Raw genomic sequence first — 25,182 nt, forward strand, 5'->3', positions numbered from 1 at the left:
TACCGACGAACACCCGGCAAATCAGTCAGCCCAGACCGTTTCGATCGGTGTCGCGACGTTCGGTGGGGGAGTGGGCGTGCCGCCCTGCGTGCGCGAGAAGCGTGGCGCGGGCGCGTGCTGAACCACCCCGTCGATCTCGATCAGGCCGGTACGGGCCACGATGTGCGGGTTCTCGGTGGCCTCGGTGAAGGTCAGCACCGGCGTGGTGCAGGCGTCGGTGCCGTCGAAGATCGCGGTCCACTCGTCGCGGGTCTTGGTCAGGAACTTGTCGGTGAACAGCTTGCGCAGCTCATCCTGACCGCTCGGATCGAGCTGCTGCGGCAGACCTTCCTCGGGAATCTCCAGCCCGGCCAGCAGTTGCTCATAGAACTGCGGCTCGATCGCGCCGACCGCCATGTACTTGCCGTCGGAGGTCTCGTAGGTGTCGTAGAACGCCATGCCGGTATCCAGGAGGTTCTCGCCGCGCTCGTCGGACCACAGGCCCACCCCGCGCATGCCCCAGACGAAGTGCGAAAGGGCAAGCGCCCCATCGACCATCGCCGCGTCGATCACCTGTCCCTGCCCGGAATTCTGCCGCTCCACCAGCGCGGCGAGAATACCCATCACCAGGAACATCGAGCCGCCACCGAAGTCGCCCACCATGTTCAGCGGCGGCACCGGACGCTCACCCTTGCGGCCGATCGCGTTGAGCACACCGGTCAGCGAGATGTAGTTGATGTCGTGACCGGCGCGGTCGGCCATCGGACCGTACTGGCCCCACCCGGTCATCCGGCCGTAGACCAGGCGCGGGTTGCGGGCCAGCGCCTCGTCGGGACCGAGGCCCATCCGCTCGGTGACGCCGGGCCGGAAGCCTTCCAGCAGCACGTCGGCCTTCTCGACCAGGTCGAGGATCTTGGCGACGTCGGCGGGGTCCTTGAGGTTCGCTTCGACGATGGTGCGTCCACGCCACTGCGGGCGCTCGATGAAGCCGGGCAGCCCCCGGTGCCGCTGCACGCGCACCACGTCGGCGCCGAGGTCGGCCAGCAGCAGCGCGGCGTGCGGACCTGGGCCGATGCCCGCCAACTCGATGACCTTGATGCCCGCGAGGGGCCCCTGCTCGGCGGTGGACTCCGTGCTCACGCGGTGACCTCTGTTCGTCATCAAAGAAAAATGTACGGTTATTGACACTCCGACAATAGCGCCGGAGTGGCGGCTCGGGTAGAGCATGGGCGAGAATTCGGTGAGCGCGACTCGGCGTGGCAACGGGAGGACCCGGTAGTGGGCGTGTGGGGTGAGGTCGTTGTCGGCCTCGTCATTCTGGTCGGCATCGTCGGCGTGATCGTTCCGATTCTGCCGGGGGTGATCCTCATCTTCGCGGCGATCGCGGTGTGGGCGTTCATGACCGGCGGCGCGACGGCCTGGACGGTGTTCGCGATCGCGACGGTCGCGCTGGTGCTGTCCGGCGTCGTGAAATACACCTGGCCCGGCAAGCGGATGCGCGAAGCGGGGGTGTCGAACCGTGCGCTGCTGGTCGGCGCGGTGCTGGGCATCGTCGGGTTCTTCGTGATCCCGATCGTCGGGTTGTTCATCGGTTTCGTGCTCGGCGTGTACCTGGCCGAGCTGTACCGCCTGAAGACCAACGACCTGGCCTGGCCTGCGACGATGCACGCGCTCAAGGGCGTGGGCCTGTCGATGCTGGTGGAACTGTTCGGCGCGCTGATCGCCTCCGGTGTGTGGCTCACCGGCGTATTCATCAGCTGAATATCTGGCGCCGCGGGTTCCGGCCTGTTCCCCTGGTCAGTCCAGATCGAGGCGGCCGAGAACCTATCTGTCGATGACCGGTAGCGGACGCGTGTGGTCGTCCGCGCCGGGCAGTTCGTCGCGCGGAATCGGGATGGTCGGATTCTCCGCGCGCGGCAGCGGCACGGGCTCGGGGCGGTGCACCGGGGGCAGCCGGTAGAACTCGCGGGCGTTGTCCTCGAGCACCTTGTGCATGTCCGAGCCCACCACCTGCGAGATCAGCTCCACATCGCGCTCCTCGAACGGCCGCCCGGCGCGGGTACCGGGCAGATCGCTGCCGAACATCAGCGCACCCGGGTTGACCGTGTGGATGCGCCGCAACGTCTCGGCCACGTCCATCTCGACCCGCCCGAACCCGGTCGCCTTCACCCTGGCACCGCGATCCACCAGATCGAGCAGGTAGGGCAAACCCTCCTCGGACATGCCGAGATGGTCGATCGAGAGCGCGGGCAGCTTCGAGATCACCGGCTGCAGCGAGGCCAGCATCTGACCGTCGATGTAGAGCTCCACGTGCCAGCCCGCCAACTCGTGCGCGCGCAAGGCCTGCAGGGTCATCTCGGTGATGTCGGCGGCGGCACGCTTGAGGTTGAACCGCAGCGCCCGCACACCGGCCTTGTTCAGCTCGAGGATCTCGTCGTCGCCCGCGTCGAGGTCGAGTCGGGTCACCCCGACCCAGTCGGGCCCCAGCGCGGCCAGCGCCGCCTTCAGATACGTCTGATCCGTGCCTTGGAAAGACGCGCTGACGACAGCACCGCCGCGAACATCGAAGTGCGCCATACGCTTTCGATAGTCATCGATCACGTAGGGCTCGGGGAGATAGCCTTCGTTCTCGATCAGCGGAAACCGCGGATCGATGATGTGGACGTGGGCATCGAACACCGTTACAGAATGCCCTATCTTCGGAGCGTCGGCGCGCCCGAGGTTGCGGGGGTGTCACACAACATCAAGGGTCCGGTAGTCCCAGGCAGGTTTGACGCTGTGTTTTTGGAGCGCTGGCGCGCTCGAGCGCGGCCTCCTGGGGGCCGCGAGTTAGCCACCGTTGCTGGAGGCTTCGCCTCGGACGCAACGGCGGCTAACTCGCGGCCGGGCCGCTACCGCCGCTGCGCGGCGGGCCCTCCCTAAGGGTCGGGCGTGGGGGTTGGGAGTGCGGTCATGGCGGAGCTGGGGTTTACGGTCTGGCTCGGGCGCGGGGGCGGTTCAGGCCTTGTTCGGTTCGGACGCGCGGAGCATGTCCTCGCGCTCCACGACCTTCACGCGCTCACGGCCTTCGGGCTCGCCGAGTGCCCGCTCGTGGGCGTCGAGGCGGTACCAGCCTGCCCAGGTGGTGAACGGGATGCCCTTGCCCTCGAGGAACTCGGTGACCGCGTCCAGCTCGGGCTTGGGCGCGGGGGCGAAGGCCTTGGCGTCGTCGAGCAGGCAGGCGATGGTCTCGTTGGCGTCGCCCTTGGTGTGGCCGATGAGGCCGACGGGGCCGCGCTTGATCCAGCCGGTCACGTAGGTGGCGGGCATGAAGCGGGCGTCGCCCTCGGCGGTGTCGTCGGCGATCACGCGACCGGCTTCGTTGGGCACGGTGCCCGCCTGGTCGTCGAACGGCAGCTGGGTGACGTTCTGCGAGAGGTAACCCACCGCGCGGTAGACCGCCTGGATGTCCCAGTCGGTGAAGTTGCCGGTGCCCTTGACGTTGCCGGTGCCGTCGAGCTGGGTGCGCTCGGTCCGCAGACCCACGACCTTGCCGTCTTCACCGAGGACCTCGGCGGGGGATTCGAAGAAGTGCAGGAACAGCTTGTGCGGGCGATCGCCGTGATCGCGAATGGCCCACTGCTCCAAGGTGTTGGCGACCATGTCGACCTGCTTGGAGTTACGGCGCGCGGCTTCGGAGCCTTCGTCGTAGTCGATGTCTTCGGGGTTGACGATGACCTCGATCGTCGGCGAGTGATCCAGCTCGCGCAGCTCCAAAGGCGTGAACTTGGCCTGTGCGGGGCCACGACGTCCGAAGACATGGACCTCGAGAGCCTTGTTGGCTTTCAGACCTTCGTAGACGTTCGGCGGGATCTCGGTCGGCAGCAGCTCGTCACCGGTCTTGGCCAACACGCGGGCGACGTCGAGGGCGACGTTGCCGACACCGAGGACCGCGACCTTCTCGGCTTCGAGGGGCCAGGAACGCGGGACGTCGGGGTGGCCGTCGTACCAGGACACGAAGTCGGCGGCACCGTAGGAACCGTCGAGGTCGATGCCGGGGATGGCCAGTGCGCGGTCGGCGTTGGCGCCGGTGGAGAAGATGACCGCGTCGTAGAACTGGCGCAGGTCGTCGAGGGTGATGTCGGTGCCGTAGTCGATGTTGCCGAGCAGGCGGACCTGGTCTTTGTCGAGGACCTTGTGCAGGGCGGTGATGATGCCCTTGATCCGCGGGTGATCGGGGGCGACGCCGTAGCGGATCAGGCCGAAGGGCGCGGGCATGCGCTCGTAGAGGTCGATGCTCACATCGGCATCGGACTTCATCAGGGCGTCGGCGGCGTAGATACCGGCCGGTCCCGCGCCCACGATCGCAATGCGAAGCGGGCGAGTAGCTGCACTCTGTTCGGTCATGTCTACGCGCACCCTTTGGTCGAGAACTGATTTGACGGCGTCAACTTAGCTTAGGCTAAGTCGAATATCCGACTTACTGGCAGCTGCCGAGTCTCGGCAGCTGGCCACAATCACGTGTGATTCTAGCTGCGACTCCCATGCCCCCCGGCTCGCGGTACAGCAGGCAGGAAAGAAGGCTGCCAGGATTACAGCTTGACATCGTCCCGGTCCCGAAGGGCCGGGCTCCCCACCCTCGCGGGTCGGGTCTTCTGCTTCACCGACGACTGCCCGCCCGGAGCATTCCGTTGAGGTCTGACACCATCTCCACAGACTGTCACCGCCAGCCCGGCGGCCAAAATATTCTTCGCGGCGTTCACATCCCGATCATGTCGGACACCGCAAACACACACCCACTCACGCACCGCGAGCGGGATCTTGTTCCGCAGGACACCACACGACGAGCACAGTCTCGACGAGGGATACCAGCGATCGACCGCGACCACTTCGCGGCCGTACCAACCGGCCTTGTACTCCAGCATCGACCGAAACGTCGACCACGACGCATCCGAGATCGCTCGAGCGAGCGAGTGATTGCGGATCATGTTGCGGACGGTCAGGTCCTCGATCACGAGCGTTTGGTTCTCACGCACGAGCCGAGTAGTGATCTTGTGCAGGTAGTCGCGTCTGCGATCTGCGATGCGAGCGTGGATGCGCGCGACATTGCGTCGAGCCTTGTCCCGGTTGGCTGAGCCCTTCTCCTTGCGGGACAAGTCACGCTGAGCCTTCGCCAAGCGCGCGCGATCAGTGCGTTCGTGGCGCGGGTTGGTGATCTTCTCGCCGGTCGACAGGGTGAGCAAATGAGTCAGCCCGGCATCGATCCCGACCACCTGACCGGTGCTGGGCAGCGGTCCCACCGTGGGGTCCTCGCACAGGAAGGACACGAACCAGCGCCCGGCTGCGTCCCGCGACACCGTCACCGAGGAGGGCTCGCCGGGCAGCTCGCGCGACCAGACGATGTCGAGCGGTTCGCTCATCTTCGCCAAAGTCAGTTTCCCGTCACGCCATCGAAACCCTGACCGAGTGTATTCGGCGCTGGTCCTGGACTTCTTGCGGGATTTGAAGCGGGGATATTTGGCCCGCTTGGCCCAGAAGTTGGCGAACGCCGTTTGCAGGTGCCTCAACGACTGCTGCAACGGCACCGATGACACGTCGCCCAAATAGGCGAGGTCCTCGCCGCGTTTCCATTCGGTCAGCATCGCCGACGTGGCGTTGTAGTTGACCCGCTCGCCCCGCTGCCACGCGGTGGTTCGGGCCTCGAGTGCGAGGTTGTATACCTTGCGTACGCACCCGAAGGTCCGTTCCAGCTCAGCAGTTTGCTCGGGGGTTGGGTGGAACCGGAACTTGAAAGCCCGCTTCACCAGCCCGCCCATGCCTCACAAATTAGCATGCTTGTTCGTAAATCTGACTTTCCCGAAAGGAGGGGTAGCGCTGGGCACGTCAGGCATCAACCTGCCGCGTGCTCGTGGCCGGTCATGGACGACCGGTTTCCGCGCTACGACACCCAATGAACGAGGAGCAAACAGGTTCGGATGACCAGCCCATCGTGGTGGATCAGACCGACAAGCGTTCCATCGTCCCGTTCGTCGCGGCAGCGGTGGTGGCGATCATCGTGCTCATCGGCATCGTGGCGGGCGGACTGCTCTCACCCGCTGAGAAAAATGTCACAGAGGCCGACCGGCTCGCGGCCGCCGTCACCAACTATATCGACGCCCGCTCGCGCAGCGACCTGCGTCCGCCGACCGGGGTGGCCTGCGAAGGCTTCAACGAGGAGACCTCCGGCCTTTCCGAACAGCTCGGTGGCCCGAAATCCACTGTCACGATCGACGGCAAGGGCTTCCGGAACGCCACCGTCAACGGCGACCGCGCCAAAATCGACGCGACCGTCGTGGTCAACGGCAACCCCGCGACCACCAACTGGAAACTGACCCGCGTCGACGGCGCGTGGCTGGTCTGCACCTTCTGAATCGTTTGACACGATGACCGGTGCCGAGGCAATCTCAGATCGCAAGGTCATGAGTGCCAGCGTCAAGCCCCGGCTCGCTGGTCGGCAACCCTCCTCCGCGGTGGGGTGCTCCGGGTGACGACCTGGCCGTGTGTTCCGGAGTTCCGGCACGGCAAGAGCGGATTCACGCAGGAGGATCGACATGACTTACGCCGGCGACATCACCCCTGAGAAGGCGTGGGAGCTGCTCACCGAGCACCCCGGCGCCGTGCTGGTCGACGTGCGCACCGAAGGCGAGTGGGCACACATCGGCATCCCCGACACCAGCTCCATCGACCGCCCCGCCCATTTCATCGAGTGGGTCGACGGCACCGGCACCCGCAACCCCGAGTTCGGCGTGCAGCTCGAGCAGGCTCTGGCCGGTCGCCCCGACGATGCCCCGGTCGTGTTCCTGTGTCGCTCGGGTCAGCGTTCCGCGCACGCGGCGAACCTGGCGACCGCGGCGGGCGTGGCGCCCTCTTACAACGTGCTCGACGGTTTCGAGGGTGGTCCCGACGCGTTCGGTCAGCGCGGCAGCACCGGTTGGCGCGCCGTCGGCCTGCCGTGGCGTCAGGCATAAGGGAGAACAGCATGATCACCGGTGGTTCTTTCGACAAGCCACTGCCAGAGGGTGTCGGTCCCGGCACGCTCGGTGTGCGTGGCGGCCTGCGCCGTTCCGGCTTCGACGAGACGTCCGAGGCCCTGTATCTGACCTCGGGTTTCGTCTACGAGAGCGCCGAAGCCGCCGAGGCCGCCTTCACCGGCGACATCGAGCACTTCGTCTACTCCCGCTTCGGCAACCCGACCGTCGCGATGTTCGAGGAGCGCATCCGCCTGCTCGACGGCGCCGAAGCCGCCTTCGCGACCGCATCCGGCATGTCCGCGGTGTTCACGGCTCTTGGCGCGCTGCTGAAGGCAGGCGACCGACTCGTCGCCGCCCGCAGCCTGTTCGGTTCCTGTTTCGTGGTCTGCAACGAGATCCTCCCCCGCTGGGGCATCGAAACCGTCTTCGTCGACGGCGATGACCTCGACCAGTGGGAGCAGGCCCTCTCCGTCCCCACTCAGGCCGTCTTCTTCGAGACCCCCGCCAACCCGATGCAGACCCTCGTCGACGTCCGCAAGGTCACCGAGCTGGCCCACGCCGCAGGCGCAAAGGTGGTGCTGGACAACGTCTTCGCGACCCCCCTGCTCCAGCGTGGCTTCGAACTCGGCGCCGACGTGGTCGTCTACTCCGGCACCAAACACATCGACGGCCAGGGCCGAGTCCTCGGCGGCGCCATCCTCGGCGCCAAGGACTACATCGACGGCCCCGTCAAAACCCTGATGCGCCACACCGGCCCCGCCCTGAGCCCCTTCAACGCCTGGACCTTGCTCAAGGGCCTCGAAACCATGCCACTGCGCGTCCGCCACTCCACCGAATCGGCCCTGCAAGTGGCCAAGTTCCTGGAGACCAACGATTCGGTCGACTGGGTGAAATACCCCTTCCTGGAATCACATCCACAACACGCCCTGGCCAAGGAACAGATGTCCGGCGGCGGCACAGTCGTCACCTTCGCCCTCAACGGCGACGACGGCAAAAAACGAGCCTTCGAGGTCCTGAACCGCCTCCGCATCATCGACATCTCCAACAACCTCGGCGACGCCAAAACCATGATCACCCACCCCGCCACCACCACCCACCGAGCCATGGGCCCAGAAGGCCGAGCCTCAATCGGCCTGTCCGACGGCGTCGTTCGCATCTCGGTAGGCCTGGAAGACCTCGAAGACCTCCTGGGCGACTTGGATCACGCGCTGAGCTAGCGTCGGATATCTCGGCGACGGCCAAAGATGTTTGCCACCAAGGACTTACACTCTGTCCATGACTGCTGGGGGAAGCGCGCAGCCTGCGACGTTCTACTATCCGTCCGTCCTGCGTTCGGTGACGATGATCCCGGTGTCAGCCGTCTTCAGCGGTCTCGGCGTTTGGGTCGTGTTGTCCGACGATATGCCGCTGTGGCCGTTGATCAGCGGGGTGCTGTGCATACCGATCGGACTTGCCAGCATGCTCTTTCTCATCGGCCGATTGATCTGGCGCCGACCGGAATTGGTCTTGACCGGCGACGGCCTCGACCATCGCCAGTCAGGTAGCCTCGCATGGGACGAAGTAGCGCACGCGCGCATATTCGTCCAGCGCCCCACGGCATATTCCAAGGTGCGCTACGTCCAACTGGGTCTGCACGATCCGGAAGCGTACTTAGCGCGTAGTTCCCGCCGAATCAGACTGCTGGCCGGGCTCAGTCAGAAGCTCGGCTACGGCACGGTGAATCTGCCGGAGTCCATGCTGGGCGCACCCGCCGAACAAGTACTCACCGCGATGTGCCACTACCGACCGAACTTGATCATCCTCCCGTAACTGCCGTCAGTCACCCGCCGCGGCGACAGAACCGCCACGCCTTTAGAAGCATGGCGGTTCCGGGCGAATCCTGCTCGGTCGTTGTCGTTTCAGCCCAGGGCGCGCAGGCGGGGGGCCAGGTCTCGCTTGAAGAGGTCCAGGAAGCGGAGTTGGTCGTGGCCGGGGGCGTGGAAGACGAGGTGGTTGAGGCCTGCGTCGAGGTAGGGCTTGATCTTGGCGACGGCTTCGTCGGGGTCGCTGGCGACGATCCAGCGCTTGGCGACCTGTTCGATCGGGAGGGCGTCGGCGGCCTTTTCCATTTCGATCGGGTCGGTGATGTCGTGCTTCTGTTCGGGGGTCAGCGACAGCGGGGCCCAGAAGCGGGTGTTCTGCAGGGCGAGTTCGGGATCGGTGTCGTAGGAGATCTTGATCTCGATCATCTTGTCGATGTCGGCGACATTGCGCTCGGCCTTCGCGGCCCCCTCGGCGACGGCGGGGAGCAGTTTCTCGGTGTAGAGGTCCATGCCCTTGCCCGAGGTGCAGATGAAACCGTCGCCCGCGCGGCCCGCGTATCGGGCGACGACGGGGCCGCCGGCCGCGATGTAGACGGGGATTCCGCCCTTGGGAACGTCATAGATCGAGGCGCCGACGGTGTGGTAGTACTCGCCGTCGAAGTCGACGCGGTCGCCGGTCCACAGTTCGCGCATCATTTTCACGGCTTCACGCAGGCGCGCGAAACGCTCTTTGAAATCGGGCCATTCGCCTTTGTAACCGGTGGCGATTTCGTTCAGCGCCTCACCGGTACCGACCCCGAGCATCACCCGGTTCGGGTACAAGCAGCCCAGCGTCGCGAAGGCCTGCGCGATCACGGCCGGGTTGTAGCGGAAGGTGGGGGTGAGCACCGACGTGCCGAGCTGGATCCGCTCGGTGCGCTCGCCGACCGCCGCCAGCCAGGCCAGCGAGAACGGCGCGTGGCCACCGTCGTGGCGCCACGGCTGGAAGTGATCGCTCACAGTCGCGCTGTCGAGACCGTGCTGCTCGGCGGCGACGCCGAGTTCGACCAGCTCTCGCGGCCCGAACTGCTCTGCCGATGCCTTGTACCCGAGCTTGAGATCGACCATTCCAGCCACTCCTGTCATCCGTTGACCCCTGCCACACGACCCTAGCGCGCACCCCGCCGTCCGCGCCCATGCCGTTTCGTCACCCATCACATCGCGTTTTAGCGGACAATTAACTGGTGACCGCAAAAGATGAGCAGATCCTGTCGTACCTGACCGACATGGACGGCGTCCTGGTGCACGAGGATCAGCTGATCCCCGGCGCCGACGAGTTCCTCGCCGAACTGCGCGCCAACGAGATCCCGTTCCTCGTGCTCACCAACAACTCGATCCGCACCCCGCGCGACCTGCAGGCCCGCCTGCGCCACACCGGCCTCGACATCCCCGAGGAGTCGATCTGGACCTCGGCCCTGGCGACGGCGACCTTCCTCGACGACCAGCGACCCAACGGCACCGCGTACGTGGTCGGCGAATCCGGCCTCACCACCGCGCTGCACGAGATCGGCTACGTGCTCACCGACAGCGACCCCGACTACGTAGTCCTCGGCGAGACCCGCACCTACTCCTTCGAGGCCATCACCACCGCGATCCGCCTGGTCGACAAGGGCGCCAAGTTCATCGCCACCAACCCCGACGCCACCGGCCCGTCCCGCGACGGCGTCCTGCCGGCCACCGGTTCGGTCGCCGCCCTGATCACCCGCGCCACCGGCAAGGAGCCGTACTACGTCGGCAAGCCGAACCCGCTCATGATGCGCTCGGCCCTGCGCCGAATCGGTGCGCACTCCCAGTCGACGGTGATGATCGGCGACCGAATGGACACCGACGTGATCGCCGGACTGGAAGCGGGCCTGCGCACAGTGCTGGTGACCTCGGGCATCTCGTCGAAGGCCTCGGTGGAGGCCTACCCCTTCCGCCCGACCGCGGTGGTCGGCTCGGTCGCGGACCTGATCGGCCGCACCCGCCACCCCTTCGCCGACTGAGCACCGGACAGGTGATCACCAGGCTCTGAGGGTCTTCTCTCTCGGGCGATGTCGCCAGGAAAGCCTGGTGATCGTGTGTCCAAGTAGGTATCGGAATAGTTCGCCGGCCTTCTTGGTTATAGTTGCCATGGCAACCAAAGGAGGGTCCGTGCAGTTCGGAATCTTCAGCGTCGGCGATGTGACCGCCGACCCAATCACAGGCCGCACTCCTACCGAGGGGGAGCGGATCAAGGCGATGGTCGCGATCGCGCAGAAGGCCGAGGAGGTGGGCCTTGATGTGTTCGCGATGGGCGAGCACCACAATCGCCCCTTCGTGCCGTCCTCGCCGACCACGATGCTCGGCTACATCGCCGGCCGCACCGACAGCATCATGCTGTCCACCTCGACCACGCTGATCACCACGAACGACCCGGTCAAGATCGCCGAGGACTTCGCGATGCTGCAGCACCTGGCCGACGGCCGCGTCGACCTGATGCTCGGCCGCGGCAACACCGGCCCGGTCTATCCGTGGTTCGGCAAGGACATCCGAGACGGCATCCCCCTCGCGATCGAGAACTACGCACTGCTGCACCGGCTTTGGCGTGAAGACGTCGTGGACTGGGAAGGCAAGTTCCGCACGCCGTTGCAGTCGTTCACCTCGACGCCGCGTCCGCTCGACGACGTGCCGCCGTTCGTCTGGCACGGGTCGATCCGTAGCCCGGAGATCGCCGAGCAGGCCGCGTACTACGGCGACGGCTTCTTCGCCAACCACATCTTCTGGCCCACAGACCATTTCAAGCGACTGATCGACCTGTACCGCCGCCGCTACGAGCACTACGGCCACGGCAGCGCCGACCAGGCGATCGTTGGCCTTGGCGGACAGGTGTTCCTGCGCAAGAACTCTCAGGACGCCGTCCGCGAATTCCGCCCCTACTTCGACAACGCGCCCGTCTACGGACACGGCCCGTCGCTGGAGGACTTCACCGAGCAGACCCCGCTCACCGTGGGCAGCCCGCAGCAGGTGATCGAGAAGACGCTCACCTTCCGCGAGCACTTCGGCGACTACCAGCGTCAGCTGTTCCTGATCGACCACGCCGGGCTGCCGTTGAAGACGGTGCTCGAACAGCTCGACCTGCTCGGCGAAGAGGTCATCCCGGTGCTGCGCAAGGAATTCGCTGCCCGCCGCCCCGCACACGTTCCGGATGCCCCGACACACGCCTCGCTGCTCGCCAAGCACGTGGCGGAGGTAGGCGCATGACATCCACGCAGAGACGCCCGGCGCACCACGGAGGTGGGCGCGTGACATCCACACAGCGCCGCGCACTTCGCCGCCAGGTCCGTGACGGCGGTGGGCGCGTGACAACCACACAGCACCGCGTACTCGATGCCCGACACACAAAGGAGGTGACCGCATGACAACCCGTATCGCAGTGGTGTCGGCTGGGCTTTCGCAGCCTTCGTCGACCCGACTGCTGGCCGATCGCCTGGCCGCCGCGACAGCCGGCGACCTGCGCGCCAAAGGCGCCGAGGTCGAAGTGGACTTCGTAGACCTGCGCGATCACGCCCGCGATCTCGCCGACAACCTGCTCACCGGTTTCCCCGCCCCGACACTGCGGTCGGCGATCGACAAGGTCGTCACCGCCGACGGCCTGATCGCCGTCACACCGATCTTCAGCGCCTCCTACAGCGGCCTGTTCAAGACCTTTTTCGATGTGCTGGAACCGGATTCGCTCGCAGGCATGCCGGTACTGACCGGGGCAACCGGCGGCACCGAACGCCACTCCCTTGCGCTCGAACACGCCGTCCGCCCACTTTTTGCCTACCTGCGCTCGATCGTCGTCCCCACCGCCGTCTACGCGGCATCGACCGACTGGGGCGCGAACGGCGCCGACCAGGCACTGAACAACCGAATAGACCGCGCCGCAAAAGAATTCGCCGGTCTACTGCTCGGCACCAGGGCGAGCCGCCCGGCCGACCCCTACGCCGAAATGTCTTCCTTCGAGGATCTGCTCGCCGCGAACCGACCCTCCGAAACCGAGTCGGTCTGATCCCCGACTCACCCCTCCGCTCAACCCACCGAACACAAGGAGCTCGCTCATGACCACCGCCATCGCCAAGGGACTCACCGCAGGCACCTGGGCCATCGACCCCACCCACTCCACCGTCGGCTTCTCGGTTCGTCACCTCATGGTGAGCAAGGTCCGCGGCCGCTTCACCGACTTCGACGGCGCCCTGGTGATCGCCGAGGACGGCACCGCCACTGCCGCTGCCGAAATCCGCGTCGACTCCCTCACCACCGACAACGCCCAGCGCGACGCCCACCTGCGCACCGCCGACTTCTTCCACGCCGAAGATTTCCCGCTGATGACCTTCAAGTCCACCGCCTTCCGCGGCGAGGGCACCGAATTCGTCGTCGACGGCGAATTCACCGTGCGCGGCAACACCAAGCAGGTCTCCCTCGACGTCGAATTCCTCGGCGTCAGCCCCGGCATGGGCAACGGCCCCGTCGCCGGCTTCGAAGCCAAAACCGTCGTCTCCCGCCGCGACTTCGGCCTCGACATCGACATGCCGCTGCCCGACGGCGGCGCCGTCATCGGCGACAAGATCACCCTCACCCTCGAAATCGAGGCCGCTCTCCAGAGCTGACGCCGACCCCGCGTCGACGCCCTCATCGCCCATCCGGTGGTGGGGGCGTCGCGGTGTTCGCCGGCCGAGTCGAGCGGAACCGTCACCGATTTCGACCAATGGTGCGCCGCAATGACTTTCAGTCAGTCCTCGTCGGCAATGATCGTGTCGAGGGTGGTCGCGAGGCGGGTGAGAGTCTCGACTGTTGCGGCGAACTCGGTGGGGCCGAGGGCCTTGGCCAGGCGGTGTGCCATGGCCGCGTGCTGGGGGTTGATGCGGCTGATTGCGGCCTCGCCCGCCGCTGTCATCGCGACCAGTTTGGCCCGTTTGTGGGCCGGGTTGGGGCGGTATTCGCACATGCCCTTGCCGACCAGCAGGTCCGCGATCCGCTGCACGCTCTGGCGGGTGATACCCATGGCGCGGGCGATCCCGGCGACCGGCTGTGGCTGGTTTTGGATGGCGGCCATCACCTGCCACCAGGCCACCGAGATTCCGGCCGGTGCGGACAATCCGTCACCGATGGTGAGGAACTGGCCGTTGAGTCGGAAGACGGTAAGCGCGGCGGCGTCGAGTAAGTCCTGGTCGGAGTTCAAGCGACGTGGCTCCCTTCGTATTCGGCCAGCACGGCGTACCCGGCCGGGTCCTTCTGTGCATACAGCTTGTACCAGGCCTCGAGTACGTGCGGTTCGTACAGGTCAAGGCGCGCGAAGATCTCTCTGGCGAATTCGAACGGCGACATACCGTCGGCGGTGATCACGTCACGGTCGGTGACCGCAGGTGTCTCGACGTAGCGGTCCGAACCCGAATAGCCGCTGTAGGACAGGAATTCCGCCGCATTGCTGGTGTGCGCGCGGTCATCGAGCAAGCCGGCTCCGGCCAGTCCGAAGGTGGCGCCGCAGATCGCGGCCACCGGCACCCCGGCCGCGACGAACTCTTTTGCCTTGTGCGCGAACGAGATCAGCTCCCCGCTTATCCACAGATCCGCGCCGGGCAGGATCAGCATCGCGCTGTCGGCCGGATCGAGATCGGCGACGGCGAGGTCGGGCGTCACGCGCAGCCGCCCCATGGTGGTGATCGGTTCTGTGGTGAGGCCGACCGTCTTGACCTCGAACGTTCCGGGCTCCCGGTGCCAGTTGCCATTGGCGATATGCGCCGTCGCGGCCCCCACTTCCCAGTCGGCGAGGGTGTCGTAAACGGCTACGTGGACTGTTTTCGTCGTCATGACAGTATGTTGTCATATTTGACAGAATGCTGTCAATAAGAATTTTGCTACCGGCTTACAGCCGACCCTCCGTACGCTGACGGCATCCGGTGCGAGACAAGGAGGTTCACCCGCGATGACCGACTCCGTACACGGCATGACCGGCGTCATCACGTCGCCGATCCGCGCGGCAGGCGCGCTGGGTGAGGTGCTGGTCTCGATTCGTGGGGGCACCGAGCTCTATCTCGCCAGAGCCGAGGAGCCGATCGCCGCCTGGACCACCGTGTTGATCGTCGCGGTCCATCCGGGACGCCTGGTCGACGTGGTCACCTGGATTCCCCTCCCCGCTGAATGAAAGGGCCCCATGATGCTGGGCTATCACGTTCCCGATCCCGACGAAGCGATGCTGGTCAGCGGCGCCAAGACCAAGGACGACACCCCGTTCCGGGTGGTCATCGGACGCGGTACCTGGGTGGTGCCGCTGTTCCGCAAGGTCCGCTACCTGTCACTGGCCATGTTCGAATCCGAGATCCGCGAGCGCTGCGTCACCAAGCAGGCCATCCAGCTCGATGTGCGCGCGGTGATCGCGTTCAAGGTCGCCAACGACACCCAGTCGATTGTCAATGCGGCACAACGCTTCCTGTCCGAACAGGAGCAGGAGATGTCGGTGCTGACCGGTCGTATCTTCTCCGGCCACCTGCGCTCGATCGTCGGCTCGATGACGGTCGAGGAGATCATCCGCGAACGCCAGAAGCTGGCCGACGAAGTACTCATCGCCTCGAAGGTGGAGATGAGCAATATCGGCCTGTGGGTCGACTCGTTCCAGATCCAGTCCATCGACGACGGCAACCTCGGCTACATCAATGCGCTTGCGGCACCGCACAATGCGGCCGTGCAGCGTGACGCGCAGATCGCCCAGGCCCAAGCCTCCCAGCGTTCCGCCGAAGCCGAGCAGGAGTCGTTGCGTCGTCGCGCCGAGTACGAACGCGAGACCTCGATCCTCAAGGCTCAGTACCAGCGCGATATCGACAAGGCCAATGCCGAAGCGGCACAGGCGGGTCCGCTCGCCGACGCCATCGCCCGCCAAGCCGTCCTGCACGCCCAGGCCGAACAGGCGCGCAAGAACGCGGAACTGCGAGAGCAGGAGCTCCAGGCGGAAGTGGTGAAACCCGCTCAGGCAGAAGCGGAACGGGTCCGCATCCTCGCCGAGGCGGAAGCCGACCGCACCCGAATCCAAGCCGAAGCGGCCGCCTCCAACAACCGCATCGCCCTTGACCAGATGCTCATCGAGCAGCTGCCCGAGATCGTCAAGCAGGCCTCCCAGGGCCTGGCCGGCGCCAACCTCACCGTGCTCAACGGCCCCGACGGCGTCAGCGAGATGCTCAACGGCATGGTCGGCCAGGGCCTGACCGTCTTCAACTCCCTGCAGAAGGCCCTGTCGAACGGCGAGGCCGACAAGCTCTGACCCAGACGGGGGCCGGGCGCGCGTCCGGCCCCCGTCTTGCCTGATTCGAGCGGTTGGTCTGGATCTCCGGTCTCAGTAACCGGCCCGCGGTTCGAAACCGGGGTCGGGCAGCAACGGTGGGGGTGCTTGTTGTTGCGCGGGCGCTTGTTGTTGTGGCATCGGCGCGCTGCGCGGCGACGGATCGGTGACAACCGCGGGGGCGGGACCATCCGCACCCGGCGGGGCGGCTTCCGCCGAGGTCGCATTCGGCGTGTCCGTGAAGGTCGGCGGAGCCTGATCCGTCGTTGTGTTCGGCGTCACCGTTGTGGTCGTTGCCGGATTCGTGGTGACAGCGGGCGGCTCGACGGGTGCGGAATCGGGACTTCCGCCACAACCGGCGAGCACGAACACGGCCGTGGCGAACGTGATCACAGACCGGCGGTCTCGATATCTCTTGACGGACACGGCGTCAGGATAATCGCGTCGATGCGCCGTGTGCCGTCCTCCGTTCGACCGACACCGCTCACCGCTATCGCGGGGCAATACTGAACTCTGTTGTGCCGTACAGCGATTGGATTCCCATGAGACTCCGCAGACCGGGCTACCCGGCCGCCACAGTGCTGACCGTGATGGTGTCGGCCGTGTTGTCCGTTGTGGCGCCGGCGGCGGCTGATCCACCCGGCGGCGCGACGGCGGTCGTCCTGGGCGATTCGTTCACCGCCACCGCACCCGTACTCGGGCATGCCGAGGATGGGTGCACCCATTCGGTGACCTCATGGCCGAATCAGCTCGCGCGCGAAGCCCGTCTCGCGGGGGGCTCACAGTTCGTTGATGTGTCGTGCAACGGCGGCACGCTTGACACCGGCGATGGTTGGACGCTGGTGCACCAAGCACGAAAGGCTTTCGCGCAGGGTGCTTTCGGTGCCGACACCCGAGCGGTGCTGATCCAGGTGGGGCTCAACGACAGGTGGGGAGCGTCCACCGGGACGGCCTTCCCGTCGACGGACTGTCTGCTCAATGTCGTCGCCGGATGTGGTTTCGAGGCCACCGACCAGCACCGGCTGCCCGACTACCGCGCGGTCAGCGGTGCCGGCTACGCGGATCGGGTACGCGATGTCGTCACATTCGTTCGATACCACGCGGCAGGCGCGCGAGTGGCTCTCGTCGGCTATCCCGAGGTGTTCGCTTCGGACCAGTCGAGCGCCTGCATGGATCTCGCCGGGATCGGCCGGGTCGTGCAGCCACGTGCGGAGGGCTACATCGCCTATCTCGACAAGATTCAGCAAGCGCAGCGAGAGGCAGCCGCGCTGCTCGGCATCGAGTTCCTCGATGTCAGGGCCATCACCGCGGGACACGGTAGCTGCACGGCCGAACCGTGGATCAGCGGACTCGACGGGGCGAGTTCCCTGTTCGACGGTGCGCCGATCCACCCGAACGCGCAGGGCAACGGCGCGGTAGCGGCACAGATACGAGAACGGTTCGGGCTCTGAACGCAAACGGCGCGGTGCCCGGCTCGAAGCTGCCCGCGCTGACCGGTGCGCGCTGGTGGGCGGCGGCGACGGTGTTTGTTCTGCACGCGCTCGTGTTTCTGCCGGTCTATCCGTTTCAGAAGTCCGAGCTGTTCCGCGCTATCCACTACCTCGTCCCGATGCAGCAAGGCGCCGCCGGGGTGACCTTCTTCTTCGTCCTGTCGGGATTCGTGATCTGCTGGTCGTTCCAGCGGGGAATGTCGGTGCGCGGGTATTACCGGCGCCGACTGCTCAAGATCTATCCCACCCATCTGGTCGCCGCGTTCGTGCTGATCGTCGTGGTTGCTGCCCCACTGTCTCGCCCGGTGGTGTGGTTGCCGAATCTGTTGCTCGTGCACACGTGGGTGCCGAAGTGGACCACCCTCGGTGGGCTCAACGTACCGTCGTGGTCGTTGTGTGCGGAACTGCTCTTCTACCTGAGCTTTCCGCTCGTGATCCCGCTCGTCGCCCGGATCCCGGCCAACCGTCTGTACTTGACCACGGTCGGATTGACCATTTCGATTGTGTTGCTGCACACTGGTTTCCATCTCTGGGTGCCAGGTATCAAGGACACCGCCAACGCTTTCGCGGTCCGGCTGCTTCCCGGCGCGGTCTCGCCCGAGTTCGAAATCCACGTCTCGCCACGGTGGTTCGCCCAGTCCGACATCCCGATCCCGACGTCGTATTGGCTCACTTACCACTTTCCGCTGTCCCGACTACCCGAGTTCTACGTGGGCGTCCTCGCGGCCCGCATGGTCGCCGAGGGTGTGTGGCGCAACACCCGGCTGCGAAGCCCGCTGGCCGCCCTGGCGCTGTGCTATGCCGTGACCTGGTTCGTCCCGGTCGACTTCAAGATGTCGGCGTTGCTGGTTGCCCCGATGGCCGCCGTGGTGGCTACCCTGGCCGCCCGCGATCTGGCGGGCATTACCGGCCTGAACAACACCCGGCCGCTGATCTGGCTCGGCGATATCTCCTTCGCGTTCTACATGATCCAGTTTCCAGTGATGGTCATCCTCACCCGGCTGTTCATCGGTGGGCGGCAGTACTCGCTCGGCGGCTGGGCACTGTGGACGGTCGTCAGCCTCGCCGTCTCGATACTCGCCGCGGCCGCCATCTACCACGGCGTCGACCAGCCGATCATGCGTCGTTACGCGCGGCGCGCGAAGCCTGACGACCTGACCACGAGGCCACCGATTCATTCCGGGATCAGCATCCTGACCAAGCCGTAGGCGATCTCGTTCGCCGGGCGCCCGCCGGCGGGGCCGTCCCGCAGGGTACACAGCACGATGATCGTGATGTCGGTGACGGGGTCGTATCCCATGAATGTCTGGAAGCCGGGAATGGCGCCGTCGTGGCCGATCATCGGGCCGAACGACTCCAGGCCGAGGCCGTAGCGGATGCCTGCGGGGTCGAGCCGGTCCAGCGGGGCCGCACTGGCGAGACGTTCCCGCTGCAATACCTGGCCGATCAGTTCGTCACCGCCGACGAGGGCGCGCACGTAGGTCGCGAGATCTTGTGCGGTCGAGATCGTGCTACCCGCCGCACCGATCCAGGACGGGTCCAGATTTGTCACATCGGTGGGAAGCAGCGCGCCGGTGCGGGCCATGGCGATCTGGCTGTCCGGCAACACCACCGACGTAAGTGCCGCGGTATTGGTGCCGTAGAGGTAGCCCCGCGGTGACGGCGGGGGCAGCGCGGCGTCACCGGGCGCGGGGTAGGACGTCTTCGACAGGCCGAGTGGGAGGAAGATCCTCTGCGTCAGCAGCGTTCGGATGTCTTGCCCGGTGACATGTTCGAGGACAGCGGCCAGCAGAACGGTGTTCGTGTTCGAATACCGGAAGTCCGTTCCGGGTGCGAAATACGGTGACGAAGCGAAACCGATCCGCAGCAGTGCGTCCGGATCCCATACCCGGTCGGGATCATCGTCCATGGCAGCGGCGAACGACGGGTTCTCGTTGTAGCTGAACAGGCCGCTGCGCATGTTCAGCAGTTCGGCGATCGTGATGTCGTCACCGTTCGGTACGTCGCCGCGATAGCGCGATACCGGATCGTGTAGGCCCAGCTTGCCTTCCCGGACCAGTTGCAGCGCAACGGTTCCCACCATGGTCTTGGTGGTCGAGCCGACGCGGAAGAGATCGTCCACCCGGACCGGGTCGTCTTGTCCGAGTACGCGGGTGCCGAACGCCTGTTGCCAACTGGCGGCGGGCGTTCGGACATATACCACGGCACCGGGGACGAGCATCGTGTCGAGCGTGTGCCGCACCAGCGGTTCGGCGAGGCGGCCGAGGGCCGTGGATGCCGCCGTACCGCGGTCGCTCTCGGGACGGTCGGGCGTCTGGTAGCCACCTCCGGAGACGAGGGCAGCGCACGCGACGGCGATCACGCCCAACCGTGTGCACGATCGGATCGCGTTGTGAGAGAACGTCATATGCCCCGACTTCCGATGACGGACAAGGTCGCGCTGTTGAAATTCGATACATAGATCTCGCCTGCGGCAGGTCCCGCGGCGATCCCGTGCGGCCGCGAGCCGACGCGCACGACCTTCGTCACTGCGCCGGTACGGGTGTCGATGAGCGAGACCGAATCGCCGGTTCGGGCATTGTCGAGTCCGTGATTGGTGACATACGCCGTCCCGCTCGCACGGTCCACCGCGACCCCGACCGGGCCCACACCGACGCGCACGGTGTCGGTGACCGCGCGCGAGCGTGTATCGATCACCGACACCGTGCCGTCAGCGTGGTTGGTCACGTACGCGGTGTCGGTATCGGTGTCGACGGCCACGCCCCACGGCTGATTGCCGACGCTGATCGAGGTCACCACCGACAGGGCGGTCATATCGACCACTGCCACCCGACGGTCGGCCGACTCCGGCGACCCCGCTATCGCCACGAACACACTGCTCGTCGCCGGATCGATGGCGACACCATAGGGATGGCTCCCGACCGGGATCGTCGCGACCACCCCGCGGGAGCGAAGATCGACGACAGACACGGTGCCTGCCTCGAAATTCGTGACATAGGCGGTACGTCCGGCCTGGTCGACAGCGATTCCGTAAGGCCCGGCCCCGACGGTGATCCGGCCGACGACGGTGCGGTCGCGTGTCCCGATCACCGAGACCGAACCATTACCCGCGTTGGTGACATAGGCGAGTCCCGATGCTGAATCTATCGCTATCGCTGTGGGTTTCGCGAAATCCGGCGAGGTGATCGAGGTGGTGGTCGCTGTCCTGGTGTCGTACACCGATACCGAGTCGGCCAGACTGTTGGTCGCGAATACGCTGTCGGTCGGCGCGTCGGCGGCCACACCCCAAGGCTGCGCGCCCACCGGGATGGTCGTGGTCACCGTGGTCGGGGCCGAGCGGGCGTTTGTCCGGGCGCCGCGATCCGGTTCACCGTCGTCGGACGTCGTGCTGGTCACCAATCCGGCGATGACGACCACAGCGATGACGGCACCGATCACCCTGACCCGCAGCGGAACTCGCTGCCACCACGAGCGGCGTGCCGACGGAAATCCCCGGGACCGAGGTGACGTCGGCCCCGGTCCTCGCTGGAGGACGGCAGGGCGCGGTGGCGTGGGTGCACGGGTGCCCGCACCCGCTGCCGCGGCGTCGAGGGCCTGGATCCAATCCTGCGGGCGGGGTCGCTGACCGGCAGGGCTGGACAACGCGGAGTGGACGAGCTGGCGGACCGGCGCCGGCACGCTCGACGTCAGCCTGCTCGGGTCCCGAGTGCTCTGCTCACCGAGCAGTAGACGCAGCGCCAGCAGGCCGAACTTGTAGGCATCGGACTGCGCCGTGGCCAATTCCTCGCCGGGATAGGCGGTCTTGATCTCCCAATCCGGTGTCTCCACCTGGTCAGTCACCGAGTGGGATCGCAATCGCATGGCATCGCAGTCGATGAAGTAGACCTGCCGTCGCGGCCGCAGCGAAAACAACAGATTCTTCGGCGACATGTCACCGACCGCGATGTCGTGCCGATGCAGCACGGCCAATGCCGCCGCGGTGTCGGAGAGCAGCTCGTAACGGTGGCGGTCCGACAGCGGGATGCCACGTTTGGCCAGGTAGATGTCATCGTTGAGCAGGTGCTGGAATTCTGCGGTCTTGCGCTGCACCGACGACGTCATGGTCATGTCGATGAAGAAGTCGTCCGGAATCGCCGGCATCACGAATCCGACCACCGTGGTCGAGTTGTCCTCCTCGACCAGCCGACACGGCCAGGCGGCCCGATTCAGTAGTTCCATGCCCTCGACGCCCGGCAATGATTCGAGGTAAGCGGGCATGTCCTCGAGCACTCCGACCCGCACACTGGGCAACACCGCGGGTTTGTATTCCTTGAACACCAGTGCACGCGCGTGCGGCATCTGCGCGCGAGGGGCGGGGTAGACCACGCCCTGCCCGCCGGATGCCAACTTCGTCGTCGCTCCCAGCTTGCCACGTTTCAACCGTGCCTGTGCCACCGCGCGGCCCCGTCAGCTGGCCCGCGGCCAGATGGCCACCAGGGTCCGGTCATCGTCGAAAGTCTCTCGGGAGAAGTCCAACGCGTGCGCGAACTCGAGCTGCGAGGGCACCCGGTCACCGAGCATCGACGCGAACAGACCCCCGACGCCACCCTCGCCACCGCCGAGCGGATCACCGAAGCCGTCGGTGCCGACCAACAGCACCTGTCCGGGTTCGATGATGATCGTTAGCGGCGTCACCTCGTTGGGTACGCGGGGCAGGCCGACGACGGCCGAGGACGACAGTCCCGAGGCCGATGCCTGCTTGCCGCCGAGCACCGGGACGAATTTCCCGTCGGCCAGCAGCCAGACCCCAGAATCGCCGACCCCGGCGACGACCGCCGACAAACCACCATCGGGGTGCGGCTCGCACACCACACAGGTCAACGTCGTGGCCAGCATTCGCTCCGCTTGCTCGGCATCGGCCTGTGGCAGCGACAGCACGGTGGCGGCCTGCTCGATCAGTGTCCACGCGGCGCTCTTGAACAGGGTGTACCAACCACCGTCGTCGAGCGGCTCCGGCGGATCGTCGAGCCACTGAGTGGCGTAGCGCACGACGGCGGAGGCACCGATATGTGAGTACTTGGCCCCCGAAACCCCGTCGGCCACAGCGACTGTCAATCGATCGCGTTCCTGGTCGACGGTGATGGCGAAATCGTCTTGGCGCGGAGCGCCGCGGTAGCGGTGCAGGTATCCGCGCACCGACGCTGCCCGAATCGTGAACGCACCGCCGGACCAGCCGTCGATCACGGTGTCGGCCCGGTAGGGCGCCTTACCGAACTCCTTGTGCACGGCTTTGGGTTCGAACACCGGAGTCGGCGTCCCGACGACGATCGGTTCGCCGTAGATCCGGTCGGTGGTCGTCTTCTCCGGCTCGTCGCCGGTGCCGGAAACGGTTGCCGCCGACACGGCCTGCTCGGCTTCGTTTTCGGCGGGCTTGTCCCTCTTGCTCGACCAGCGCATCAGACGGTGTCCACCGCGAGCGAGACGAAGTCGTCGGGTTTCTCGACCTGCAGCGAAGCCTGCCCGGTCGCCAGCGCGGTGCCGGAATTGATCACCGACTGGGTGAGCGCGGTGACGAATTTCGAGATCGCGACACCGGTATCGGTACCGGCCGCCGCGATGAACGCGTACTGCGAGTTGGTCGCGACCCGTCGGATGACGTCCGCGTCGGCCTGCCCGATACCGAAGGCTAGAACATTCGGCCGCGCTGGGAAACTCAGCAGCTGTGCGTGCGCGGCCTCCCACCCGTCACCAGGATTCGGTGCGCCGTCGGTCAGGAAGAAGACCGCGGGACGGTTCACCAGATATCCGTCCGACTTCAGTGCCTTGATATCGCGCGGGATCCGCCTACTCAATTCGGTGAAGGCCGCGGCGAACGACGTCGAACCACGGGCGCGCAGCTCCGGCACCCCGTCCACGTATCTCAGGTCGCTCGGCTCCAGATAGCAGACCGCGTCGTCGGAGAATCCGATGACGCAGAATCTGACCTTCGCCGCGGCCATCGATTCACCCTGCAGGGTGTCGAACAGCGTGACCAAGCCGGTGTTCAGATCGCCCACATCTTTTGCCATCGAATACGATTCGTCGGCGACGAAATAGACCGGAAGTACGGTTGCCTTCGGTTCGTTCATTCAGCTCACACTCCGCTATCGCGATGCTGTTCAAATATGTCGAATATTACTGTCCGGCAATCGATTCCACTGTCGGTTGTTCGGCGGACAGCGCGCTGGAGCTACAGGTCGTCGATACCGATCAGCGCGTCTTGCAACGCACGAACAACGAGCGCCGCCTTGGTCGGCGCCGGTCTTCCCGCTGCGGCGTACTTGTCCCTGATCCGGGACAGATGCGTGTTGACCGTGCCTGGCGAGATATACAGGCGCTGTCCGACTTCTACCTTCGAATCCGACGCCAGCCAGGCTAGTAATACCTCGATCTCGCGACCGCTCAGCGTCGGCCGCCCCGGCGCCGCGTGGCCGGTGGTTCGTGTGTCGTCCTCGTCATCGAACGCGATGCTCATAAACCAATTCCTTCACCAGTTTGCGCATTCTTCGCCGATGTTCACGTCTATTTCCAGCGAGCGAGTAGGTCGCGGACGCATCTTCGCGCCAGGATAAATGTCGCGGCGAGCAATAATATGCTCGTTGTCGAACGGAGGAAGTCACCATCATCGTTGGGTACTGCGGTATAGGCGGCCTGGGCGTACCAGATGAACACGATGTCGATCAGGAGCAGAGCCGCCAGTACATACCAGAGGCGGGCTCGCCGCACCGCGTTTTGTTGCACGATATTGACGGTTTGATAGCCGTTCTGATTAGAAACCACCGTGCCACCGCGCTTTGCGATGTTCACCTGATTCTGCCCAGTGATATTCCTGTTCGACCACGGGAACAATCGCATGTCATCTCCTGTCTGGATTATTCAGAGTGACATTCTGGGTTCCATTCTGATTGGCGACGACGATGCCGCGGTTGGTCGCGGAATTTTGTTGTGTCGCCGGTTGCTGCGTGGCCTGCGGTGGATCCGGAGTCGGGGTCTCATCGCTCGGCGTCAACCGTCGGATGAGGCCGTTGATATCGTTCTCGAGCGATTGGTGACGAATTCGCCAACCCTGCGACAGGGTGAGTGCCCGAATATCGTCCGGGAGACTGTCCGAAACCGGGAGCAGGGTGTCGTCCAGCAGGACCGGAACGACCGGAATGCCTTGCTCGAACGCGGTACGTAACTCCATACGCACCCAGTCGCGTTCGTTGTCGATGCACCGTACCCCTCGTTTGTCACGGGCATCGAGCCAATGGCGACCGATCACCGCCACCACGACGTCGCTCTCGGCGAGCGCCGCTCGGATACGCCTGGAATATATCGCCCCGAGCGGTAGTGAATCCTGGTCGCGAAATACATGCACGCGACCGAAACGGCGAGCCAGTTGGGCCGAGATCTGACCGACCGCGTATACGCTGTCGATCGTGCGGTAGTTCAGGAATACTTTCATCTGACGAGCAAACTCCTTGACGAGAAATCGTTACGCACGGCAAGAATTGCGTGCGGGGCCGAGACCCGGCTCGGCGTCAGAACTGAACAGGCTACCAGTTCGCTGTGTTCTCCCGGCCTGCTCCACTTCCGGAACTGCGCTCATC

28 protein-coding genes and 1 riboswitch are annotated in these 25,182 nt (G+C 65.5%); of the genes, 13 read left to right on the forward strand and 15 right to left on the reverse strand.

Annotation, left to right across the window (positions count from 1 at the left end; genetic code table 11):
• Positions 1 to 21: 21 nt before the first annotated feature.
• Complete coding sequence (locus ACFWUP_RS09965; RefSeq protein WP_379232670.1) at positions 22 to 1,119, reverse strand: CaiB/BaiF CoA transferase family protein; 1,098 nt, start codon at positions 1,117 to 1,119, stop codon at positions 22 to 24.
• A gap of 138 nt (positions 1,120 to 1,257) precedes the next feature.
• Between ACFWUP_RS09965 and ACFWUP_RS09970 the strand changes: the two genes are divergently transcribed.
• Positions 1,258 to 1,740, forward strand: coding sequence for a DUF456 domain-containing protein (locus ACFWUP_RS09970; protein ID WP_379232672.1), 483 nt, complete (start codon positions 1,258 to 1,260; stop codon positions 1,738 to 1,740).
• A 63-nt stretch (positions 1,741 to 1,803) separates the two neighbouring features.
• On the opposite strand, the gene ACFWUP_RS09975 is transcribed toward ACFWUP_RS09970, so the two are convergent.
• The 3 genes from ACFWUP_RS09975 to ACFWUP_RS09985 all read right to left on the reverse strand — a co-directional run bounded on the left by ACFWUP_RS09975 (position 1,804) and on the right by ACFWUP_RS09985 (position 5,774).
• On the reverse strand, positions 1,804 to 2,658 hold the full coding sequence (locus ACFWUP_RS09975) for an amidohydrolase family protein (protein ID WP_379232674.1): 855 nt from the start codon (positions 2,656 to 2,658) through the stop codon (positions 1,804 to 1,806).
• A 318-nt stretch (positions 2,659 to 2,976) separates the two neighbouring features.
• A complete protein-coding gene (locus tag ACFWUP_RS09980) occupies positions 2,977 to 4,365 on the reverse strand; it encodes an FAD-dependent oxidoreductase (protein ID WP_379232675.1) in 1,389 nt (462 codons plus the stop codon).
• 185 nt (positions 4,366 to 4,550) lie between these two features.
• Positions 4,551 to 5,774, reverse strand: coding sequence for an RNA-guided endonuclease InsQ/TnpB family protein (locus ACFWUP_RS09985; protein WP_379232677.1), 1,224 nt, complete (start codon positions 5,772 to 5,774; stop codon positions 4,551 to 4,553).
• A gap of 134 nt (positions 5,775 to 5,908) precedes the next feature.
• Between ACFWUP_RS09985 and ACFWUP_RS09990 the strand changes: the two genes are divergently transcribed.
• The 4 genes from ACFWUP_RS09990 (at position 5,909) to ACFWUP_RS10005 (ending at position 8,777) form a co-directional block, all read left to right on the forward strand.
• A complete protein-coding gene (locus ACFWUP_RS09990; protein ID WP_379232679.1) occupies positions 5,909 to 6,367 on the forward strand; it encodes a hypothetical protein in 459 nt (152 codons plus the stop codon).
• Between the two features lie 45 nt (positions 6,368 to 6,412).
• Positions 6,413 to 6,531, forward strand: a riboswitch (SAM riboswitch).
• A 17-nt stretch (positions 6,532 to 6,548) separates the two neighbouring features.
• Complete coding sequence (locus ACFWUP_RS09995; RefSeq protein WP_379232680.1) at positions 6,549 to 6,965, forward strand: rhodanese-like domain-containing protein; 417 nt, start codon at positions 6,549 to 6,551, stop codon at positions 6,963 to 6,965.
• An 11-nt stretch (positions 6,966 to 6,976) separates the two neighbouring features.
• Entirely contained in the window at positions 6,977 to 8,185 is a 1,209-nt protein-coding gene (locus ACFWUP_RS10000) for an O-succinylhomoserine sulfhydrylase (protein WP_379232682.1), read from the forward strand.
• Between the two features lie 58 nt (positions 8,186 to 8,243).
• Positions 8,244 to 8,777 carry an STM3941 family protein gene (locus tag ACFWUP_RS10005; RefSeq protein ID WP_379232684.1) on the forward strand — a complete coding sequence of 178 codons (534 nt, stop codon included), beginning with the start codon at positions 8,244 to 8,246 and terminating at the stop codon, positions 8,775 to 8,777.
• A gap of 89 nt (positions 8,778 to 8,866) precedes the next feature.
• On the opposite strand, the gene fgd is transcribed toward ACFWUP_RS10005, so the two are convergent.
• A complete protein-coding gene (gene fgd / locus ACFWUP_RS10010) occupies positions 8,867 to 9,877 on the reverse strand; it encodes a glucose-6-phosphate dehydrogenase (coenzyme-F420) (RefSeq protein ID WP_379232686.1) in 1,011 nt (336 codons plus the stop codon).
• A gap of 158 nt (positions 9,878 to 10,035) precedes the next feature.
• Between fgd and ACFWUP_RS10015 the strand changes: the two genes are divergently transcribed.
• The 4 genes from ACFWUP_RS10015 to ACFWUP_RS10030 all read left to right on the forward strand — a co-directional run bounded on the left by ACFWUP_RS10015 (position 10,036) and on the right by ACFWUP_RS10030 (position 13,419).
• Positions 10,036 to 10,794 carry an HAD-IIA family hydrolase gene (locus ACFWUP_RS10015; RefSeq protein ID WP_379232880.1) on the forward strand — a complete coding sequence of 253 codons (759 nt, stop codon included), beginning with the start codon at positions 10,036 to 10,038 and terminating at the stop codon, positions 10,792 to 10,794.
• A 148-nt stretch (positions 10,795 to 10,942) separates the two neighbouring features.
• Complete coding sequence (locus tag ACFWUP_RS10020; protein WP_379232688.1) at positions 10,943 to 12,031, forward strand: LLM class flavin-dependent oxidoreductase; 1,089 nt, start codon at positions 10,943 to 10,945, stop codon at positions 12,029 to 12,031.
• Positions 12,032 to 12,185: 154 nt separating this feature from the next.
• Positions 12,186 to 12,821: an FMN reductase gene (locus ACFWUP_RS10025; protein WP_379232690.1), complete on the forward strand. Its 636-nt coding sequence runs from the start codon at positions 12,186 to 12,188 to the stop codon at positions 12,819 to 12,821.
• Between the two features lie 49 nt (positions 12,822 to 12,870).
• On the forward strand, positions 12,871 to 13,419 hold the full coding sequence (locus ACFWUP_RS10030) for a YceI family protein (protein ID WP_379232692.1): 549 nt from the start codon (positions 12,871 to 12,873) through the stop codon (positions 13,417 to 13,419).
• A 122-nt stretch (positions 13,420 to 13,541) separates the two neighbouring features.
• On the opposite strand, the gene ACFWUP_RS10035 is transcribed toward ACFWUP_RS10030, so the two are convergent.
• Both ACFWUP_RS10035 and ACFWUP_RS10040 read right to left on the reverse strand, forming a co-directional pair.
• Positions 13,542 to 13,991, reverse strand: a complete 450-nt coding sequence (locus ACFWUP_RS10035) for a MarR family winged helix-turn-helix transcriptional regulator (RefSeq protein WP_379232693.1) — start codon at positions 13,989 to 13,991, stop codon at positions 13,542 to 13,544.
• On the reverse strand, positions 13,988 to 14,620 hold the full coding sequence (locus tag ACFWUP_RS10040; protein ID WP_379232695.1) for a DJ-1/PfpI family protein: 633 nt from the start codon (positions 14,618 to 14,620) through the stop codon (positions 13,988 to 13,990). Before ACFWUP_RS10040 ends, ACFWUP_RS10035 begins: the two co-directional genes overlap by 4 nt.
• Positions 14,621 to 14,735: 115 nt before the next feature.
• Here ACFWUP_RS10040 and ACFWUP_RS10045 point away from each other — a divergent pair, with 115 nt between their 5' ends.
• Positions 14,736 to 14,954 (forward strand): hypothetical protein, encoded by a 219-nt coding sequence (locus ACFWUP_RS10045; RefSeq protein ID WP_379232697.1) that lies wholly within the window; start codon positions 14,736 to 14,738, stop codon positions 14,952 to 14,954.
• Between the two features lie 12 nt (positions 14,955 to 14,966).
• The gene (locus ACFWUP_RS10050) at positions 14,967 to 16,064 is read left to right on the forward strand and encodes an SPFH domain-containing protein (protein WP_379232881.1); all 1,098 of its coding nucleotides are present in this window, start codon (positions 14,967 to 14,969) and stop codon (positions 16,062 to 16,064) included.
• A gap of 72 nt (positions 16,065 to 16,136) precedes the next feature.
• Here ACFWUP_RS10050 and ACFWUP_RS10055 read toward each other — a convergent pair whose 3' ends face one another.
• Complete coding sequence (locus ACFWUP_RS10055; protein ID WP_379232699.1) at positions 16,137 to 16,508, reverse strand: hypothetical protein; 372 nt, start codon at positions 16,506 to 16,508, stop codon at positions 16,137 to 16,139.
• A gap of 116 nt (positions 16,509 to 16,624) precedes the next feature.
• Between ACFWUP_RS10055 and ACFWUP_RS10060 the strand changes: the two genes are divergently transcribed.
• Both ACFWUP_RS10060 and ACFWUP_RS10065 read left to right on the forward strand, forming a co-directional pair.
• Positions 16,625 to 17,533 (forward strand): SGNH/GDSL hydrolase family protein, encoded by a 909-nt coding sequence (locus ACFWUP_RS10060; RefSeq protein WP_379232701.1) that lies wholly within the window; start codon positions 16,625 to 16,627, stop codon positions 17,531 to 17,533.
• A gap of 14 nt (positions 17,534 to 17,547) precedes the next feature.
• Positions 17,548 to 18,780, forward strand: coding sequence for an acyltransferase family protein (locus tag ACFWUP_RS10065; protein WP_379232702.1), 1,233 nt, complete (start codon positions 17,548 to 17,550; stop codon positions 18,778 to 18,780).
• On the opposite strand, the gene ACFWUP_RS10070 is transcribed toward ACFWUP_RS10065, so the two are convergent.
• The 7 genes from ACFWUP_RS10070 to ACFWUP_RS10100 form a co-directional block, all read right to left on the reverse strand.
• The gene (locus ACFWUP_RS10070; RefSeq protein WP_379232704.1) at positions 18,747 to 19,979 is read right to left on the reverse strand and encodes a serine hydrolase domain-containing protein; all 1,233 of its coding nucleotides are present in this window, start codon (positions 19,977 to 19,979) and stop codon (positions 18,747 to 18,749) included. The genes ACFWUP_RS10065 and ACFWUP_RS10070 overlap by 34 nt on opposite strands.
• Positions 19,976 to 22,006 (reverse strand): hypothetical protein, encoded by a 2,031-nt coding sequence (locus ACFWUP_RS10075; protein WP_379232706.1) that lies wholly within the window; start codon positions 22,004 to 22,006, stop codon positions 19,976 to 19,978. The genes ACFWUP_RS10070 and ACFWUP_RS10075 overlap by 4 nt, the downstream gene beginning before the upstream one ends.
• 12 nt (positions 22,007 to 22,018) lie before the next feature.
• Positions 22,019 to 23,008 (reverse strand): protein phosphatase 2C domain-containing protein, encoded by a 990-nt coding sequence (locus ACFWUP_RS10080; RefSeq protein WP_379232707.1) that lies wholly within the window; start codon positions 23,006 to 23,008, stop codon positions 22,019 to 22,021.
• Positions 23,008 to 23,679: a hypothetical protein gene (locus ACFWUP_RS10085; protein WP_379232709.1), complete on the reverse strand. Its 672-nt coding sequence runs from the start codon at positions 23,677 to 23,679 to the stop codon at positions 23,008 to 23,010. The genes ACFWUP_RS10080 and ACFWUP_RS10085 overlap by 1 nt, the downstream gene beginning before the upstream one ends.
• 101 nt (positions 23,680 to 23,780) lie before the next feature.
• Entirely contained in the window at positions 23,781 to 24,065 is a 285-nt protein-coding gene (locus tag ACFWUP_RS10090; protein WP_379232711.1) for a LuxR C-terminal-related transcriptional regulator, read from the reverse strand.
• Positions 24,066 to 24,112: 47 nt separating this feature from the next.
• Positions 24,113 to 24,445 (reverse strand): hypothetical protein, encoded by a 333-nt coding sequence (locus ACFWUP_RS10095; RefSeq protein WP_379232713.1) that lies wholly within the window; start codon positions 24,443 to 24,445, stop codon positions 24,113 to 24,115.
• Between the two features lies 1 nt (position 24,446).
• Positions 24,447 to 25,037, reverse strand: a complete 591-nt coding sequence (locus tag ACFWUP_RS10100) for a toll/interleukin-1 receptor domain-containing protein (RefSeq protein WP_379232715.1) — start codon at positions 25,035 to 25,037, stop codon at positions 24,447 to 24,449.
• Positions 25,038 to 25,182: the final 145 nt, after the last annotated feature.

Origin of the sequence: Nocardia sp. NPDC058658 (genome assembly GCF_042716665.1) — a bacterium.
In the GTDB taxonomy this organism is placed as follows: Bacteria; Actinomycetota; Actinomycetes; order Mycobacteriales; family Mycobacteriaceae; genus Nocardia.